This window comes from Celeribacter halophilus (genome assembly GCF_900114135.1).
GTDB classification, from domain to species: domain Bacteria; phylum Pseudomonadota; class Alphaproteobacteria; order Rhodobacterales; family Rhodobacteraceae; genus Celeribacter; species Celeribacter halophilus.
Map to the genome: position 1 here is coordinate 1 of NZ_FORY01000024.1, position 16952 is coordinate 16952.

Genomic DNA, 16952 nt, shown 5'->3' on the forward strand with positions numbered 1-16952 from the left:
CTGCCGAGGGCTTGGACCACGTCCAGTTCCTGACGCGCTTGGTCGAACTGGAGCTGATCGATCGCGAGCGACGGATGGTCGAGCGCCGCATCAAGGCGGCCAAGTTCCCGGCCACCAAAAGCCTCGACAGCTTCGACTTCAAGGCGATCCCCAAACTGAACAAGATGCAAGTGCTGGAGCTGGCGCGCTGCGACTGGATCGAGCGGCGTGAGAACGTGATCGCCCTTGGCCCAAGCGGCACGGGCAAAACCCATGTCACCCTCGGCCTGGGGCTTGCCGCTTGCCAGAAAGGGATGACGGTCAGCTTCACCACCGCCGCAGCCTTGGTCAACGAACTGATGGAAGCGCGTGACGAGCGCCGCCTGCTTCGGGTTCAAAAACAGATGGCCAACGTAAAACTGCTGATCATCGACGAATTGGGCTTTGTCCCTCTCTCCAAAACCGGGGCCGAGCTGCTCTTTGAATTGATCTCACAACGCTACGAGCGTGGGGCCACGCTGATCATCAGCAACTTGCCCTTCGATGAATGGACGGAAACCTTCGGCACCGAGCGCCTCACCGGCGCGCTTCTCGACCGGTTGACCCACCACGTCAACATCCTCGAGATGAATGGCGAGAGCTATCGCCTGGCTCAGAGCCAAGCGCGAAAAGCCACCAAAACCCCCTGATCGAAAATCCATGGCTTGGCCCTCACGGGCCAAGACGGCCAGTCAACCGCCAGCTATTTGGGGAGCGCGGTTGACTGGCCGCCTGCGCTCTGCGCACCCGTCACGCACAACACCAAAGTGGCCTACTTTTGCGCCGCCCAATGGTCTGATTTTACTCCGCCGTTGACAGGTGCTCGGTGGCGGCAATGTAGGCTTCAGTGTGGATGCGCGCACGGACAGCGTCCAGCCGTTCCATAAATGGCGGGTTGAGGCGACCGAGCAGGGTTCACACGATGCCGACGCTACCTTGGTCTAATTTGTAACCGCCCTATACACCCGAGGCCATTGTGCAATGAAGCGTTATCTTGAAGGTGCTTGTTCAAAATTAGGATGAGGAATATTAACAATGACAACCTATAAAATTGCATTAATTCCCGGTGACGGTATCGGTTTGGATGTAACCGATGCAACGATGGAGGTGCTGTACAAAGCAGGCGAACGATTTGGCTTTGATCTGGAAAGCGAAGAGTTTCCTTGGTCTTGCGATTACTATTTAAAAAATGGCGTTATGATGCCAGAGGATGGCATTGCGCAACTGTCGAAATTTGATGCAATTTATCTAGGCGCTGTAGGCTGGCCAGAAACAGTGCCGGATGCGGTGTCGCTGCACGGGCTTTTGCTACCAATACGGAAAGCCTTTGATCAATATGCCAATATTCGCCCGCACCGACTTTTGTCGGGTGTTGAGGGGCCACTAAAAAGCGAGGCATTTGACATTTTGTGCATCCGGGAAAATACAGAAGGCGAATACTCCTGTGCCGGAGGGCGTGTACATCAAGGTCGGGATAACGAAGTCGCAACGGAGGTTTCGGTGTTTACCCGCAAAGGTGTGGAGAGAATTATTCGTTTTGGTTTTGAACAAGCTCGCTCACGTCGCAATCATCTAACATCTGTGACCAAATCGAATGCGCAAAAATATTCCATGGTATTTTGGGATGAAGTGACACGGGAAGTCGCCGAAGACTATCCGGATGTGACAGTGAGCCATATGCACATTGACGCAATGTGCGCCAAGATGGTGATGGCACCTCAAAGCCTAGATGTTGTTGTTGCGTCCAACTTGTTTGGAGACATTCTGACAGATCTGGGCGCAGCCATTCAAGGGGGGCTCGGGTTTGCTGCCTCTGCTAACATTTGTCCTGATTCCAGCGTACCATCTATGTTTGAACCTGTTCATGGCTCTGCTCCGGATGTTGCGGGAAAAAACATCGCAAACCCAATCCCAGCAATATGGTCGGGCGCAATGATGCTTGATCATATTGGTGAGAAGTCTGCCGCGGATGCAGTGCTGGCCGCAATTGAAATGTGTACTAGTCGTGGTATCGGAAGCCAGCATAGTCAAAACGTTACAGAGGAGATCACTGCAGAGATTTTGGTAGCTATCGAGGAGTGCGTTTAGCCCAAAGACTTCGCAAAAAGTTGAAGGAGATTTGGGACACAGGCATCGCGCCCAAACTCGTCTGTGTATTTCTTTGCCATTCTTTATCTCCTTCATAGCAATTATTGCTCAAAAAAGAACGGAACTAAAATCGGACAGGTCCACTAAACCCACGGTGTTTCGATCAGGGAAATGTGGGCGCGCAGGAATTCTTCGAATAGGGTCACAGGTGTAGCCAGTGCGCTGTTTTGCCGATGACCGAGGCGCAGTTCGTGGTTTTTCAACTCGCGCCCGAGCACGGGCACATAGGCGAGTTGATTGGCGCGGAGGTCTTCATCCACATCAATCCGACTGAGAAAGGTGATCGCCTCTCCTGCACGGACCATGGATTTCAGCAGTTCGACAGAGTTGGATTTATAGGTCGGGTGCAGGTCAATGCCAGCCGTTGAAAATGCGTCACTGATCAGGTGGTTGATGGTCATGGTTTCGTCAGCGATGGCTAAGGGAAATGCCGCGACTTCCATCAAGCGAAGATCGGAACGTTTGGCAAGGCGGTGATTGGCGGCAACTACAACACCGAGGCGGGTGGGGAAGATCGCGGTGGCGGGAATGGATTGCCCGCTTGGATAGGCATAGGAGAGTCCTAGATCAGCTACACCCATGGCGAGATCAGCCTCGACGCCGGTTGTGGTCTGGGCGCGCACAGTGATCAGGATTTCAGGATGCTCTTCACGAAACTTCCGGATGAGTCTGGGCAGAATGCCGGAGGCAAGACCATGCATGGCCGAGATGCGCACCTGCGTTTCCCGAGTGCCAAGCAGTTCCTTAAGCCGGTGATGCATCCGTTCATGGTCGCGCAGGGTTTCGCGGATATGGGCCACTACAATTTCACCCGCGGCGGTCAGAGCCATGCCTTGCCGGTGACGGTGAAACAGGGGCATCCCGAATTCTTCTTCGAGTTGAATGAGGCGGCGGTTTATTGAAGACGCTGAAACATTAAGCACCTCTGCCGCTGATCTAATCGATCCGCTCCGCGCGATTTCATCGATTTGCTTCAGGAGACTGGAGTGCAACACGGTGGCGGCCTTTGTTTTCTGGTGGTTCTGGCTGATTTCGTGATGAGCGTGCGTTTTTTGCGCACGCTAGGCTAACAAAAAGACGCTCGTCGCCATCGTTTTTGCGCTCCTAGCTTTGGGCAAGATCAAGTTTTGAGCAAATGCGGAGCACAGCAAGATGAGTGAATTCAATCTGCCGATCGTCGACATCGCGCCTTTTCTGGGGGGAGATCCCGAGGCGAAAAAGCGGGTCGCACGGGAATTCGGAGATGCGTTTGAAAACACCGGATTTGCTATCATCACCGGACATGGTGTTCCGCTCGAATTGGCGGAGACGCTTTACAAAACGATGACGGAATTTTTCGACCAACCTATGGAGAAAAAGACCGTCTACACCCCACCGGAACAGGCCAAGGGGCGGGGCTATCTTCCCATCGGGATCGAGAGTGTTGCGAAAACGTTGAGTGGCGAAACCCCACCGGATTTGTGCGAGGCGCTGGTCTATGCTGCGCCGCACCGCCCTGAGAGCAAGAACTTCTGGCCGGACTATCCTGCCCCTTTGGCGGGGCTCGTGAAGGAATGGACCGGCGAGATCAATGCGCTAAGCCGTCATCTGGCGCGTCTTTCGGCGTTGGCGCTGGATTTGCCCGAAGAGTTTTTCGAAGATGATTACAGCGATCCCTCACTCACCTTGCGGTTCGTGAACTATCCGGACCAACCTGTTCCTCCGAAGCCCGGCCAGCTGCGTTATGGCGAACACCATGATTACGGGGCGTTGACGATTTTGCGTCAGGATGCGGCACCGGGCGGACTGGAAGTGCGCGATGACACAGGTGTCTGGCGCGAAGCTCCGGTGGTGCCCGACAGTTTCGTGATCAATGTCGGAGACTTGCTGGCGCGCTGGACGAACAACCGCTGGCGTTCGACCTTGCATCGCGTGTCCAACCCTCCGCGCGATTTGACCGGTTCGACCCGCCGCCTGTCGATGGTGGCCTTTACAGGGCCGAACGAACACACGGAAGTTGCCTGCCTGCCGAGCTGCCAAAGCGCCGATAGTCCGGCGATGTATCAACCGGTGACATGCGGCGACTACATCATGTCGAAAATCAAAGCTTCACACGAACTTTCGGAGACCGAATAATGCGCTATTTTGCACGACCGCTCTTGCTGGTCTCTACGATGCTGGCGGGACCAGCGCTGGCCGCTGATCTCACGCCGCTGACCTATAACCTCAACTGGTTGCCACAGGCGGAACATTGCGGCTTTTTCCAAGCCAAAGCTACAGGGCTTTACGAAGAGGCCGGGCTCGATGTGACGCTGGTCTCTGGCGGGCCGGAAACAAATGTGCCGATCCTTGTCGCTGGCGGTGCGGTCGATTTGGGAATGGGGTCGTCTTTTACGACCATGAATATGGCGGCAGAAGGCATTGACGGCGTCACCATCGCCGCGTTTTTACAGAAATCGCCGCAAAGCCTCGTGGCGCATCCGGGGCAGGGGGTGGAGACGCTCGCTGATCTGAAAGATCGCGAGATCATGGTGGCGAATTTCTCTCGCACGGAATTCTGGCAATTCCTCAAGGCAGAACATGGTTTCAGCGACGAGCAGCTACGTCCCTACGCCTATTCCTCGGCTCCGTTTCTGGCTGATAAGCGCGCGGTTCAGCAGGGGTATGTGACCGAAGATGTCTTTTTGCTCGGCGCGGAGATGAATGAGCCGCCCGTGTCGATCCTTTTGGCGGACTATGGCTATCAGGATTATGCCTCGACGGTCTTCGGCATGTCCAAATGGCTGAACGAGAATCGCGAGGCAGTCGAAGCTTTTCTTGCGGCTTCCGCAGAAGGCTGGCGCGCCTGCATTGACGGCGACTATGAACCGGCCAAGCAGGCGGTGATGGTAGCCAATCCTGACCATTCTGCGGCTCTGTTTGATTTCAAAATGTCCCAGATGATTGGGCTCGACATGGTGACGGGTGAAAGCGACCTGCCCATTGGCAGCATGGATGCGGCCCGTTGGAACAGTTTTGCCGAGACGATGAAAACGGCCGGCGTCTATGCGGAGACGCTCGACCCGACCAAAGCCTATGATTTGACGTTCCTCCCCAGCAAATGATCTCACAAGGAGACAAGCCAATGACGCACTTCACACTCCCAAGACGCCGTTTTCTTCAAGGTGCCGCCGCCTTTGGCGGGCTGGCTCTTGCTGGCCCCCTGCGGGCCCAGGCCGCGGTGAACTTTCAACTGTCGTGGCTGCCTTCGGTCCAGTTTGGCGGCAGTTATATCGCCCTCGACAAAGGCTATTGGAGTGAAGAAGGTCTGGAGGTTGCCTTGCAATCCGGCGGTCCGAACGCGCCGGTGGAACCTCCGGTTGTCTCCGGCACAGCGTTGATGGGGATTTCGGCAGCCGACTATACGGCAGCGGCGGTAGAGCAGGGCGCACCCTTCAAAATCATTGCCGTGGCGATGCAGAAGAACCCGTTTTCCATTGCCTCTCTTCCAGCCAATCCGGTGAACGAGCCGAAAGACCTCGAGGGCAAATCTATCGGCATGGCGACTTCGAACATGCCAGTGTTGCAGGCGCTGTGTGAAATCAACGGAGTGGACATCGACAAGATCGAAGTGGTGCCGACCCAATATGACGCTGCCCCTCTTGTCAGCGGTCAGGTCGATTGCCTGCTCTGCTGGAAAACCGATCTTCCGGTGGCGATGACTGTCGCGGGGGTGGAGAACACCGTGATGCTTCTGGCTGATTTCGGATATGCGGTGCATTCGCAGACCTACATCGCCACAGAGGACGCGATCAAGAACGACCGTGCGACATTGCTTTCACTTCTCAAAGGCGAGGTGCGCGGTTGGCAGGATTATGAAAAAGACACCGATGCGGCAGCGGCGCTGACGGTCGAGATGTTCCCTGACAGCGGTCTTGATCTGGAGACCCAGAAAATTCAGGCCGCCGCACAGGTCGGGCTGATGTATTCAGACCTGACGGAAAGCAAAGGCTTCGGATGGTTTACCGAAGAGACGGTGGCGGCGAATATCGAGACGCTTGGCTTGCTCGGGCGGACTGTTTCAGAAGAACTCTGGGACCGGTCGCTGCTCGAAGAGGTGCATGGAAATGCCCTCTGACCTGCCAAAGCCGCCGGATGTCGTATGCAATGGCCTACGAAAGGTCTTTGGACACGGCGCACAACAGGTCGAGGCGCTTGCCTCGACCGATGTGACCTTTGCTTCGGGCACGACGACTGCGCTTGTAGGCCCCTCGGGTTGTGGCAAGTCGACCCTGTTGCGCATGGTGGCCGGACTGGAAACTCCGACTGAGGGCTCTGTCCTCATTGCGGGGGAGAGCCCGCGTATGACCAGTAAGAAGGGCACTTTATCCGTCGCCTTTCAAGACCCGTCGCTTTTGCCGTGGCGCACTGTTCGCAGCAATGTGGCTTTGGCGCGCAAGCTGGCCGGACAACCGGCAGACAAGACCGCCGTGGATGATTTGATTGCCCGCGTGGGTCTTGCCGGATTTGAAGACAAACGTCCCGCAGCCCTATCAGGCGGGATGCGTCAACGAGCGGCGATTGCACGCTGTCTGGCGACACGACCCAATCTTTTGCTGCTGGATGAACCGTTCGGTGCGGTGGATGAATTGACGCGGCGCAGGCTCAATCTGGAATTGCCGCGACTTTGGGAAAAACCGGGCGCAACAACCCTGCTTGTGACCCACTCGGTGAGCGAGGCGGTGTTGCTGTCGGATCGTATTCTGGTCCTTTCCGCACGGCCGGCCACGATTGTTGCGGATATTGATGTGGCTCTTGAGCGTCCGCGCACAGCGCGCATGATCGACAGCGCCGCCTTTCGTCAGGTCGAACATGAGGTCTCCGAGATCCTGTTCGACAACAAAGGTGCGGGAAGAAGGTTTGCCGCAGAATGACCCTGTCTCTTCGCGCTCCTCTTATGACTGTTGCACCGCGTGCGACCATGGCGGTTCTCTCCCTGATCGGTGTGCTGGTGGGCTGGGAAATTCTGGCCCGCGCTTTGGCAAGCACATATCTTCTGGCCGGTCCTGTCGATGTGACGCGCTACCTGATCGACAACAGCGGATTGATGCTCCGCGCCCTTTCCGTCACGCTCTACGAGGCGATGTGGGGCTTTGTCTGGGGCAATCTGGCCGGTATCGCTCTTGCGGCGGTCGTCGTTCTGGTGCCGCGTTTTGAAAACCTTGTGCAGTCCTTGGCGTTGGTCGTGTTCTGTCTGCCTTTGGTCGCGACGGGGCCAATCCTGCGGGTTCTCTATGGTCCGGGCCTTGGTCCGCAAGTGACGCTGGCGGCCCTAGCCGTCTATTACACCACTTTTGTGCCAACGGTTGTGGGGCTGCGCGCAACGCCTTCCACATGGCTCGATCTGGTGGCAAGTTTCGGGCACGGGCGATGGAAAGAGCTGACCGTTGTGCGGGCAACGGCCGCGCTGCCCTATCTCGTGGTTGGCCTGCAAATCGCGGCTCCAGCCGCCTTTCTGGGCGCGATGGTGGGTGAGTTTACCGGTGCCGAACGGGGCATGGGCGTTCTGGCGATTCAGGCTATGCGTAGTCTGGATGTGCAAGCCACTTGGGCCCTGGCAACGGTGGCTTCGCTTGTGTCCATTCTGGCTTATCTGGTTGTGGGCGGGATCGGCAAATATCTCTGGCCTGATCGTCCGAGCATCATCATGGCCAGCCCGGCACAAAATGACGGGGCAGGGCGTGGGGCGAAATGGCTCAAAACCTGTGGGCTCGGGTTTATGACGCTGGGGGCTGTGCTGGTCCTGTGGTGGGGGCTGTTCGAGCTTTTCGACGTCAACAGCTTTTTCGCCAAGCGCCCGATGGATGTCTGGTCCTATCTCGTGACCTCGCCCAAGGCTCTGGAACATCGCCTCGTTCTTTGGGAGGCGATGGGGGAAACCATGGCCTTTGCTGTGCCGGGCTATCTGGCAGGGCTGCTCTTGGGCGCGGTTCTGGCAGGAGTCTTCGTTCTTATGCCGAACCTTGCCGGACTTGTCCTTCCGGTGTCGATTGCTTTGCGTTCAATCCCGATTGTGACGACTGCGCCGCTGATCGTGCTGTGTCTTGGTCGTGGTGCGGCAGGCACGATCACCATCGTGGCGGTGATGATCTTTTTTCCGACCCTGATTGCCTGCTTGCAGGGGCTCAGACAGGCACCGGGACAAATTCTGGATGTGTTTAACAGTTTTGCCACATCGCCGCTGCGTACACTGTTCTTGGCGCGGATGCCCGCCATGCTGCCCGCGTTTTTCGCTTCGGCCCGTATGGCCGTTCCCGCAGCCATCCTCGCGGTGACCGTGGCCGAATGGCTTTCGACCGGCACAGGGATCGGCAATCTCATGGCTTTGACAACCTCAACTTCGGATTACAACATGCTTTACTCTTCTATTGCAGCCGTCACTGGACTGTCTGCTCTGGCCTATGCGGCCGTGGGTGCGCTCGAACGGGTGGTTCTGACAATCTACGCTCCGGAACAGGTGCGCTGATGGCTGTGACCGCTTCATCCGAGAAAACCGCTGCCGTGCAACGGGTCCATGACCGCTATGACGCGATGGTGCGACGATTGATCTTCACCCGAACGGCTTCCCTATCCGAACAGGCCTTGAATGCGGAAATTGAACCGGTTCTGGCCGCTGAAGCCCGCCTTCTGGATGCGCGCGCGTTCGAGCAATGGCAGGCCATGCTGTCGGACGAGATGCAATTCTGGGTGCCTGTTCATCCCGATGACCATCCAGCAAAGGATCAGGCTCTGATCTATGATGACCGGCGCAGGCTGTCTGAACGTGTGGCGCATTTCTTCGATCCGCAGGCTTGGGCTGTGGTGGCTCCTGATCCTTTGACGATCCGCCAGATCGGTGCGGTCGAAGCATGGGATGTGGGCACGGAAATTATCGCCACGGCCCCAATCGCGTTGCTGCATGTGCGCCGTGGTGCGCCGGTCAAACTCACGGGGCGCGAAATCCTGTCTCTGGAGCGCAACGGGGCAGGTTTCCTCATCACCTCCAAAACACTCATTCTGCCAGAGCTTGCGCTGTCAACGCCGCATCTCGGCTGGATTATTTAAAGGACATCCCATGACCACACCTCTTTCAAAGGCACCCGATGATCCAACCCGCCCCGATGCCGTGATTGCACGTGGGCCGGATATGACAGACCGCATGAACCATCTGGTGCGGGATGAATTGCTTCATCGCTCGGTCTATACGGATCAGGAGCTTTTCGATCTGGAGATGCAGCGGGTTTTTGGCGGCACATGGGTCTTTCTGGCGCATGAAAGCGAAATTCCCGAGGCCGGAGACTACGTCCGTCGGCAGATGGGGAAACGTCAGATCCTGATCGTGCGCACGGAACATGGTGAGATCAAAGGTTTGATCAACCGCTGCACGCATCGTGGCACGACCCTTGTGCCGAGCGAAGCGGGCTGTGCGAAACGCTTTGTCTGCCCCTATCATGGCTGGGCCTTTGACCTGGACGGACGGATTGCCAACCTCCCGGTCCCTGACAGCTATGACAAGCTCTACGAGCGCCCCTTTGATCTTGGTCAGGTCGCCATTGGAGAACGGGCAGGCTTTATCTTCGGCACTTTGGCCGCTGATCCGATCCCCGTGGATGATTGGCTGGGTGCGGCGGGGCCATGGCTTGATCTGCATGTGGCACGCTATCCTAAGGGCAAGATGAAAGTACAGCGGCGCAAGGTGGTGCAGGAGTTTGCCGGAAACTGGAAAATGTCTTGGGACAACGCAGCCGACGGTATCCACGCGACATTTGCCCATGCCTCATACAACACATTGGGGAAGTCCGCAGATACGGATACGGTTCTGGCCCGCAATCCTGCGGCCACGCCGATGGTGTCCAAAACGCTGGGACATGGCCATTGTGTGGTCGATCAGCGTCCAGGGATTCCCGACGGACCGTGGTCCACGATGCGCCCCTTGCCGACGCGTGACGATCTGGAAGAGAGCCTGCGTGAAAAAGGCCATGAAGCGCAGGAGATGTTCGATCTCATGACGGGGGATATGATCAACCTGTCGATCTTCCCGAACCTGATTTTCGTCGGCAACCAGATCATGGTGCCCGAACCCGTTGCACCGGACCGGACCAAGGTGAATTTCTACCTTTCCATGGCTCCCGAAGCCGAAGAGGAGGTCGATCTCATGCGTCTGCGTGTGGATGAAGACTTCCTGTCCTTTGGCACGCCGGATGACTTCGAGATGTTCGAACGCGTTCAGGAAGGGCTGCGTGTCGATGAGGAGGAGTGGATCGACATTTCCCGCGGCGCAGGAGCCGGCGATGTGGTGGACGAAGACGGGCTGGTCACAGGCACTGTCGCGTCCGAAGCGCCCATGCGCGCCTATCTGGCCGAGTGGAAACGTCTCATGTCCAAACCCATCCCGACCAAGGTCCGTCGGGCACGGCTGGAGGACAGTCGTTTCATGCAAATCATAAAAAAACGTCAAATGAAAAAGGAAAAAACATCATGACGCTGTCTCTCGAAGAGAAAAACAAAGAGATTGTTCGCACCTATCATGAAACCCTGTGGGGCAAGGGGGACAAATCCGCGATCGAAATCTATTGGTCGCCCGAGGCCGAAGTGCATATGACCGATTTCGATGGCACGGCCATTGATGTGGTGCGTGAGGACGTGGATCGCTATTTCGGAGCCTTCACCGATCAGAAAACAACCATTCACCATCTTGTCGCTGAAGGCGATCAGGTTGTCCTGAACTGGTCCACAACCGGCAAGCATATCGGACCTTACGGTGATGTCGCGGCCACGGGCAAAGACATCACTATGGCAGGCATGGACCTATTGCGTCTCAAAGACGGTAAGATCGTGGAGTGCTGGTCCATGTGGGACGGCCTGTCGGTCTATGATCAGCTTGGCGTGTTGAAGATCGGATAAGCCATGATTGTCACAGATCGCACCTCCTCAAAAATGGATATTGCCGCTGCATTGCGGGATGATGGTTACGCATTCGTTCCAAATGTGTTGGAGGGCGCGGCTTGTGACGCGTTGAACGTGGCGATCGAAACCTGTCGGGCCACGCCGGGCCCGACATTTCGCACCCTGTCGCCCGAGGGCGCGCCGTTGGTTCAATCGGAATTGTTTCGCTGGCCAGATAATGCCGTTATCTATGATCTGACCCACAAAGGTGTTTTGCCGCGTTTGGCAGCTCAGGCCTTTGGCACCAAAGACGTGATCTTGATGGAAGATCAATGGTTCTATTCCGAACGCGGGGCCGGGACGATTTCGCCTTGGCATCAGGATCACCCCTATCACCCGTTGGAACCGTGGTTTTTGACCATCTGGATCGCACTCGACACACCGCCGGGGCCAGTGGGTCTCAAGGTCGCGGCAGGAAGCCATAGCGAAGTCATGTATGGTCCGGTGGAGTTTTCCGCGGGGAATGCCACTTTGGCAGGGCAAAAACAGGTGTTGCAACCTGTGCCTGATATTGAGGCCGATCCTGATACATGGCGCGTCATCACACCGCCAGCAAAGCGTGGCGATGCGATCCTGATGGACAGTCGCACTTTGCACGCGGCGGGTGGCCAATGCGCAGATACATTCCGTCGCATTTCGATCCGCTACGCTCATCCTGATACAGTGTTTTCGCCACGCAACTGGCCCGTGGCACAATTTTGGGACCATCACCCGATTGCGACCCGGACTGGCGCATCCCTCATCAGCGACGCATTCCCTCTCATCACCTCCAACACTTGAACTGAGATTCATATGACGCATTCGAATATTGCCGCTGCGTGCCAAGCGCTCTCCCATCTCGACCTCGATACCAACCCGAATGTTTTGCGTCAGAAAAGCCGCGATTTCTTTTGGTATTCACCGGTTCTGAAAGCTCGGCTCGATGAGGTCTGTGGTGATTTTGTCGTTTCTCCGCGCAATGAGGCAGAGGTGATCGAGGTGCTCAGGACGTGTTACGCCCATGACGTAGCTGTGACGGTGCGCGGGGCTGGGACCGGCAATTACGGGCAGGCGATGCCCTTGGCGGGGGGCTGTGTGATGCATATGCAGAACATGGCGCAGATTAAGGAAATCTCTACGGGCCGTGTCGTGGTGGAGCCGGGTTGCCTGCTCAAAGACATTGATCTGGCGTGTCGCGAAGAGAGCGGGCAGGAATTGCGGATGATTTCCTCAACATGGTCCACCGCCACCATCGGCGGCTATATCGCAGGCGGCTCGGGCGGGATCGGATCGGTGCATTGGGGGTCTTTGCGGGACTTCGGAAATATTCTTCGCATCCGTGTGATCACGATGGAAAAAGAGCCGCGTGTCATGGATATTACCGGTGCGGATATGGCGCGGGTGAGCCATGCCTATGGAACCAACGGGATCATCACCGAAATTGAAATGCCGTTGGCGCCTGCCTATGAGTGGTGCGATGTATTTCTGGCTTTCGATACGTTCGAAGATGCCATGGCCTGTGCCGATGATGTTGCCCATGAAGACGGTATCCTTCTGAAACTGGCCTCTGTGTTCGAGGCACCCACGGCACATGCCTATTTTAAACGGGTGCAGCCCTATGTCTCGGCAGGCACCCATTTGGTCGGCCTTATGGTCGCTCCGCAGAGCATGGACGGGTTTCTGGCCTTTCTGGAAGCCAACGCGCCGTCCGCACGTTTGATTTATCGCTCTGACCAGTCCGATTGGGCGCGCAGCCCCGGCCATGTGTTTGAGTATAGCTGGAACCATACCACCCTGCGGGCGTTGAAGGTGGACCCGTCGATCACCTACCTGCAAATCCGATTTGCTGGTGACGAAAAACGCGCACAGGTCGAGACCATGCGCAGGAAATTCGAAGGTGAGGTCATCACGCATCTCGAAGTCACCCGTGAGCATGGGCGCCCGATTTTCACAGGACTTTCTATGGTGAAGTTTACTTCTGAAGCTCGGCTCGACGAGATCGTCGCTGCTCATGAAGAGATCGGCGCGATGATCTTCAACCCACACCGCTACACGCTGGAAGAGGGCGGGCGCCAATCCACAGATGAGCGCCAGTTGAAATTCAAAGCTGAAGCCGACCCCAAAGGGCTCCTTAATCCGGGCAAGATGATTTCATGGCATGATCCCGATTGGACCTATGACGAAATGTACAGCTTTCCTGACATGCAACAGCGGAGAAGCTCATAGAAAAACATCTGAAATTCAGGGTTCTGGCGTTAATTTCGTGAGGCAGTGCATTTCCGGATCGGACATAGCGGCGACTTCGGGGACAAAATTAACCTGTCTGCCCGTGTATCAGTCTGTGTTTCTGCATCCTCCGGCTCTCTGCATGGGAAGTTGGATTGCCAACCAAGTTCAAGGTCAGTGTGATTTTGCTCAAGCCTGAAGCGATGCGACCGTTTCAAGGATTTGCTGTTCCATCAAGCGGGCTGCAGGAGAGAGCGTCGCGTCTGCTTTTCGCAAGAGGTGTAACTCTCGGCGGGCTGATTCGTCGGCGAGAGGTCGAAATGCCAACTCGCCCGGTCGAAACGCCATAAGTGTCATTCTGGGAAGTAGGGTTACGCCAATATTGGCCCGCACCATCCCAAGAATGGAGACTACATTATGGGCCTTTAGGCGAGCTGCTGTGTGAAGCTGACGTGAAGCCGGGGCTTCGATATGCTCTGACAGACTGTTCGCAATAATGCTTTCTTCTGCCAAGGCCTCCCATTCAATCGGGTCGGCAGATCGGGCGAGGCGATGGTCGGGGGCGCATATGACTCCAAAAGCATCTGACATGAGCACTTGACTGTGCAAGCCCGAGATATGTTTTGTGAGCGTTGCGATCCCGAGATCAATCCTGTTGCGGGACAGCTCATGTACGATGGATTGGGAGTCAATGTCTCGCAGTTCTATGTCCACTTGGTTGAAAGAATTGAAATATCGCGAAAAAACCTGAGGCATGATGGTCCCCGCAACAGAGGGAACAGTGGCTATACGAACAGATCCGAAGACTGCATTCGCATAGCCTTCAATGGCGCGTACCGTTGTATTGAAATGCTGTAACTCACGCTCGGCCTGATCCAAGACAAAAATGCCAAACGGGGTTAGTCGGTTCTTGCGGTCTGTCTCGAATAATGGTTCGCCGAGATGCTCCTCCATTTGCTTGAGCATCATGGAGACCGCTGACGGTGTTCGTCCAAGCTCAGCCGCGGCATCGCTCAGGTTCCCGTTTCGTGCCACCGCAACAAAGCCGCGTAGCATCTCGATTTTTAGCATAGGGAACTCCATTTCAGAAAAATTGAAATATATTTAAGAAGTTTAAATTTGCCTGAATGAAACGACTATGTCCATAAGGAGTAAATCAGATGTTTTGCGAGGCGAAAACCATGACCGAGATTCACAAAAACCTCATCGCCGGAGAGTGGCAGATAGGCGAAAGCGAAATAGAAAATCGCAACCCGTCTGATCTGTCCGATCTCATTGGACTTTTTGCACAGGCCAGCAGCGAACAACTTGATGCGACTTTGGCGCAGGCGCGGATCGCACAGGTTGAATGGGCGGCTTATGGAATGGAGCGCAAGCAAGCTGTGCTCATGGCTATTGGCAATGAGCTTATGGCCCGAGCTGAAGAGCTTGGTACATTGTTGTCGCGCGAAGAGGGTAAGCCTTTGGCGGAGGGCAAAGGTGAAGTCTATCGCGCGGGGCAATTTTTCACATACTACGCTGGGGAATGCCTGCGCCAATTGGGTGAAAATGCCGACTCCGTTCGTGCGGGGGTTGAAATCGATGTGCGCCGTGAACCCGTCGGGACGGTAGCGATCATCAGCCCATGGAATTTCCCCACTGCAACAGCATCATGGAAAATTGCGCCGGCGCTGTGCTACGGCAATGCTGTGGTGTGGAAACCCGCAAACATCACGCCAGCTTCGGCGGTAGCGCTTGCGGAGATTATCAACCGTCAGGATATCCCCAAAGGCCTGTTCAGCCTCGTAATGGGAGCCGGCCGCAGCGTGGGGCAACGTCTGGTCGAAAGCGCTGAAATTGATGCAGTTTCCTTCACAGGTTCTGTACCTGTCGGGAAAAGTATTGCAGCGGCCGCCATTCAGAACCTGACCAAAGTTCAAATGGAAATGGGCTCCAAGAATGCGTTGGCCGTTATGGATGACGCCGATCTTGACCTTGCGGTGACTTTAGCTCTTGGCGGTGCTTTTGGCGGCACAGGGCAGAAATGCACAGCCTCTTCCCGCCTTGTTGTCCATGAAGGTATTCACGACGCTTTTGTGGAAAAGCTGGTCGCTGGTGCACAAGCCATGAAAGTCGGGCACGCGCTTGAAGCGGGCACGCAAATGGGTCCCGTCGTCAGCGAACAACAACTGGATGAAAATCTTTCCTATGTCGCGCTCGGGCAGTCGGAAGGTGCTGAACTGGCCTGTGGTGGGCAACGGCTGAATATGCCGACAGAAGGCTATTACATGTCGCCGGGTGTGTTCTTGAATACCTCCAATGATATGCGCATCAACCGCGAGGAAATGTTCGCTCCGCTCACTTCGGTCATCAAGGTTGGCAGCTATGACGAAGCTCTGGCCGTCGTGAATGACACAAATTTCGGCCTAACTTCCGGTATTGTGACCAAATCTTTGGCTCGTGCGACGCATTTCCGTCGCAACGCGCGCACAGGTGTTGTGACCATTAACCTGCCGACTGCGGGTACGGACTATCACGTGCCCTTCGGTGGCCGCGGCGACAGCTCTTATGGTTCACGCGAGCAAGGTAAAGCGGCTGCGGAATTCTACACGACGGTCAAAACCGCCTACATCAGCGCAGGGCCAGTCTGATGCGGATCGATGGACTTCAATATGCCAACTGGTCTGAAAAAATATTTCGCCAGCTGCGCGAAGGTGATGTGGATGCCATTCACGTCACCATCGCATACCACGAAAACTTCCGTGAAACCGTGCTCAATTTTGAGAAATGGAACCGTTGGTTCGAACAATATCCAGACCTGATTGTCAAAGGTCTGACCGCTGCCGATATCGACCTTGCTCGCGCGACTGGGCGCACGGCAGTGTTTTTCGGCTTTCAGAACCCGAGCCCGATCGAGGACGATATCGATCTGGTAGAAATTGTACATACGCTTGGCGCACGCTTCATGCAGCTCACCTATAACAATCAGTCCCTTTTGGCGACCGGATGTTATGAAGCCGAAGATGGTGGCCTCACCCGCATGGGTAAACAAGTTATCCGCGAAATGAATCGAGTGGGCCTTGTGGTTGATATGAGCCACTCTGGAGACCGATCAACGATTGAGGCTGCAGAGTATTCTGAACGCCCTATCGCCATCACTCACGCCAATCCTTATGAGTGGGCACCAGCGCTGCGCAACAAACGCGATAATGTGATCCGCGCAGTTACGCAAAACGGCGGTATGTTGGGGTTTTCCACCTATCCGCACCACCTGAAAGACAAATCTGACTGTAGCCTGACAGAGTTCTGCGAGATGATCGCGCGTAGCGCTGAACGTTATGGCGCTGAATATTTGGGTATCGGTACGGATCTTTGCCAAGATCAACCTGATAGCGTTGTCGAATGGATGCGTGTCGGTCGTTGGACCAAAGAAATCGACTATGGCGAAGGTTCAAAGTCCGCACCGGGCTTTCCACCTATGCCCGATTGGTTCGCCGACAACCGTGATTTTGCGAATATTGAACAGGGCCTGCGTGCCACCGGCCTAAGTGAGGCCGAGGTGCAGGGTATCATGGGCGGCAACTGGTATCGTTTTTTCAAAGACAACTTCGGTCCTGCTCCAGGTTCGGCAACATAACTTGAACACTGAATCCAAAACA

16 protein-coding genes are annotated in these 16952 nt (G+C 55.8%); 14 read left to right on the forward strand and 2 right to left on the reverse strand.

From position 1 onward, the window contains the following. Both istB and BM152_RS16495 read left to right on the forward strand, forming a co-directional pair. Positions 1 to 668: IS21-like element helper ATPase IstB (gene istB / locus BM152_RS16490; protein WP_074914492.1), on the forward strand; the 668-nt coding region annotated here is incomplete at its 5' end. A 385-nt stretch (positions 669 to 1053) separates the two neighbouring features. Then, positions 1054 to 2106, forward strand: coding sequence for a tartrate dehydrogenase (locus tag BM152_RS16495; RefSeq protein WP_066605362.1), 1053 nt, complete (start codon positions 1054 to 1056; stop codon positions 2104 to 2106). Positions 2107 to 2249: 143 nt separating this feature from the next. On the opposite strand, the gene BM152_RS16500 is transcribed toward BM152_RS16495, so the two are convergent. After that, entirely contained in the window at positions 2250 to 3161 is a 912-nt protein-coding gene (locus BM152_RS16500; RefSeq protein WP_074914496.1) for a LysR family transcriptional regulator, read from the reverse strand. Between the two features lie 157 nt (positions 3162 to 3318). Between BM152_RS16500 and BM152_RS16505 the strand changes: the two genes are divergently transcribed. From BM152_RS16505 to BM152_RS16550, 10 genes are read left to right on the forward strand one after another with little or no spacing between them, the layout of a single operon-like run. Next, complete coding sequence (locus BM152_RS16505) at positions 3319 to 4281, forward strand: isopenicillin N synthase family dioxygenase (protein WP_066605365.1); 963 nt, start codon at positions 3319 to 3321, stop codon at positions 4279 to 4281. After that, a complete protein-coding gene (locus tag BM152_RS16510; protein ID WP_066605367.1) occupies positions 4281 to 5249 on the forward strand; it encodes an ABC transporter substrate-binding protein in 969 nt (322 codons plus the stop codon). Before BM152_RS16505 ends, BM152_RS16510 begins: the two co-directional genes overlap by 1 nt. A 20-nt stretch (positions 5250 to 5269) precedes the next feature. Then, entirely contained in the window at positions 5270 to 6262 is a 993-nt protein-coding gene (locus tag BM152_RS16515; RefSeq protein ID WP_066605369.1) for an ABC transporter substrate-binding protein, read from the forward strand. Then, entirely contained in the window at positions 6246 to 7058 is an 813-nt protein-coding gene (locus BM152_RS16520; RefSeq protein WP_414835854.1) for an ABC transporter ATP-binding protein, read from the forward strand. Before BM152_RS16515 ends, BM152_RS16520 begins: the two co-directional genes overlap by 17 nt. Continuing rightward, entirely contained in the window at positions 7055 to 8650 is a 1596-nt protein-coding gene (locus BM152_RS16525; RefSeq protein WP_231730548.1) for an ABC transporter permease, read from the forward strand. The genes BM152_RS16520 and BM152_RS16525 overlap by 4 nt, the downstream gene beginning before the upstream one ends. Next, complete coding sequence (locus BM152_RS16530; protein ID WP_066605377.1) at positions 8650 to 9228, forward strand: aromatic-ring-hydroxylating dioxygenase subunit beta; 579 nt, start codon at positions 8650 to 8652, stop codon at positions 9226 to 9228. The genes BM152_RS16525 and BM152_RS16530 overlap by 1 nt, the downstream gene beginning before the upstream one ends. A gap of 10 nt (positions 9229 to 9238) precedes the next feature. Then, complete coding sequence (locus BM152_RS16535; protein WP_066605380.1) at positions 9239 to 10645, forward strand: aromatic ring-hydroxylating oxygenase subunit alpha; 1407 nt, start codon at positions 9239 to 9241, stop codon at positions 10643 to 10645. Beyond that, positions 10642 to 11067, forward strand: coding sequence for an ester cyclase (locus tag BM152_RS16540; RefSeq protein ID WP_066605381.1), 426 nt, complete (start codon positions 10642 to 10644; stop codon positions 11065 to 11067). The genes BM152_RS16535 and BM152_RS16540 overlap by 4 nt, the downstream gene beginning before the upstream one ends. Before the next feature lie 3 nt (positions 11068 to 11070). Continuing rightward, positions 11071 to 11889: a phytanoyl-CoA dioxygenase family protein gene (locus tag BM152_RS16545; protein WP_066605382.1), complete on the forward strand. Its 819-nt coding sequence runs from the start codon at positions 11071 to 11073 to the stop codon at positions 11887 to 11889. A gap of 12 nt (positions 11890 to 11901) precedes the next feature. Further along, the gene (locus BM152_RS16550; RefSeq protein ID WP_066605383.1) at positions 11902 to 13314 is read left to right on the forward strand and encodes an FAD-binding oxidoreductase; all 1413 of its coding nucleotides are present in this window, start codon (positions 11902 to 11904) and stop codon (positions 13312 to 13314) included. Positions 13315 to 13503: 189 nt separating this feature from the next. Here BM152_RS16550 and BM152_RS16555 read toward each other — a convergent pair whose 3' ends face one another. Then, positions 13504 to 14385, reverse strand: a complete 882-nt coding sequence (locus BM152_RS16555; RefSeq protein ID WP_231730549.1) for a LysR family transcriptional regulator — start codon at positions 14383 to 14385, stop codon at positions 13504 to 13506. Positions 14386 to 14495: 110 nt separating this feature from the next. On the opposite strand from BM152_RS16555, the gene BM152_RS16560 reads away from it, so the two are divergent. After that, positions 14496 to 15944 (forward strand): aldehyde dehydrogenase family protein, encoded by a 1449-nt coding sequence (locus BM152_RS16560; protein WP_066605428.1) that lies wholly within the window; start codon positions 14496 to 14498, stop codon positions 15942 to 15944. After that, on the forward strand, positions 15944 to 16930 hold the full coding sequence (locus BM152_RS16565; protein ID WP_066605384.1) for a membrane dipeptidase: 987 nt from the start codon (positions 15944 to 15946) through the stop codon (positions 16928 to 16930). The genes BM152_RS16560 and BM152_RS16565 overlap by 1 nt, the downstream gene beginning before the upstream one ends. The last annotated feature ends 22 nt before the right edge of the window (positions 16931 to 16952 follow it).

Coding starts and splice junctions, on each gene's coding strand:
- BM152_RS16495 (WP_066605362.1), top strand. CDS start 1,054: ATGACAACCTATAAAATTGCATTAATTCCCGGTGACGGTATCGGTTTG.
- BM152_RS16505 (WP_066605365.1), top strand. CDS start 3,319: ATGAGTGAATTCAATCTGCCGATCGTCGACATCGCGCCTTTTCTGGGG.
- BM152_RS16510 (WP_066605367.1), top strand. CDS start 4,281: ATGCGCTATTTTGCACGACCGCTCTTGCTGGTCTCTACGATGCTGGCG.
- BM152_RS16515 (WP_066605369.1), top strand. CDS start 5,270: ATGACGCACTTCACACTCCCAAGACGCCGTTTTCTTCAAGGTGCCGCC.
- BM152_RS16520 (WP_414835854.1), top strand. CDS start 6,246: ATGGAAATGCCCTCTGACCTGCCAAAGCCGCCGGATGTCGTATGCAAT.
- BM152_RS16525 (WP_231730548.1), top strand. CDS start 7,055: ATGACCCTGTCTCTTCGCGCTCCTCTTATGACTGTTGCACCGCGTGCG.
- BM152_RS16530 (WP_066605377.1), top strand. CDS start 8,650: ATGGCTGTGACCGCTTCATCCGAGAAAACCGCTGCCGTGCAACGGGTC.
- BM152_RS16535 (WP_066605380.1), top strand. CDS start 9,239: ATGACCACACCTCTTTCAAAGGCACCCGATGATCCAACCCGCCCCGAT.
- BM152_RS16540 (WP_066605381.1), top strand. CDS start 10,642: ATGACGCTGTCTCTCGAAGAGAAAAACAAAGAGATTGTTCGCACCTAT.
- BM152_RS16545 (WP_066605382.1), top strand. CDS start 11,071: ATGATTGTCACAGATCGCACCTCCTCAAAAATGGATATTGCCGCTGCA.
- BM152_RS16550 (WP_066605383.1), top strand. CDS start 11,902: ATGACGCATTCGAATATTGCCGCTGCGTGCCAAGCGCTCTCCCATCTC.
- BM152_RS16555 (WP_231730549.1), bottom strand. CDS start 14,385: ATGCTAAAAATCGAGATGCTACGCGGCTTTGTTGCGGTGGCACGAAAC.
- BM152_RS16560 (WP_066605428.1), top strand. CDS start 14,496: ATGACCGAGATTCACAAAAACCTCATCGCCGGAGAGTGGCAGATAGGC.
- BM152_RS16565 (WP_066605384.1), top strand. CDS start 15,944: ATGCGGATCGATGGACTTCAATATGCCAACTGGTCTGAAAAAATATTT.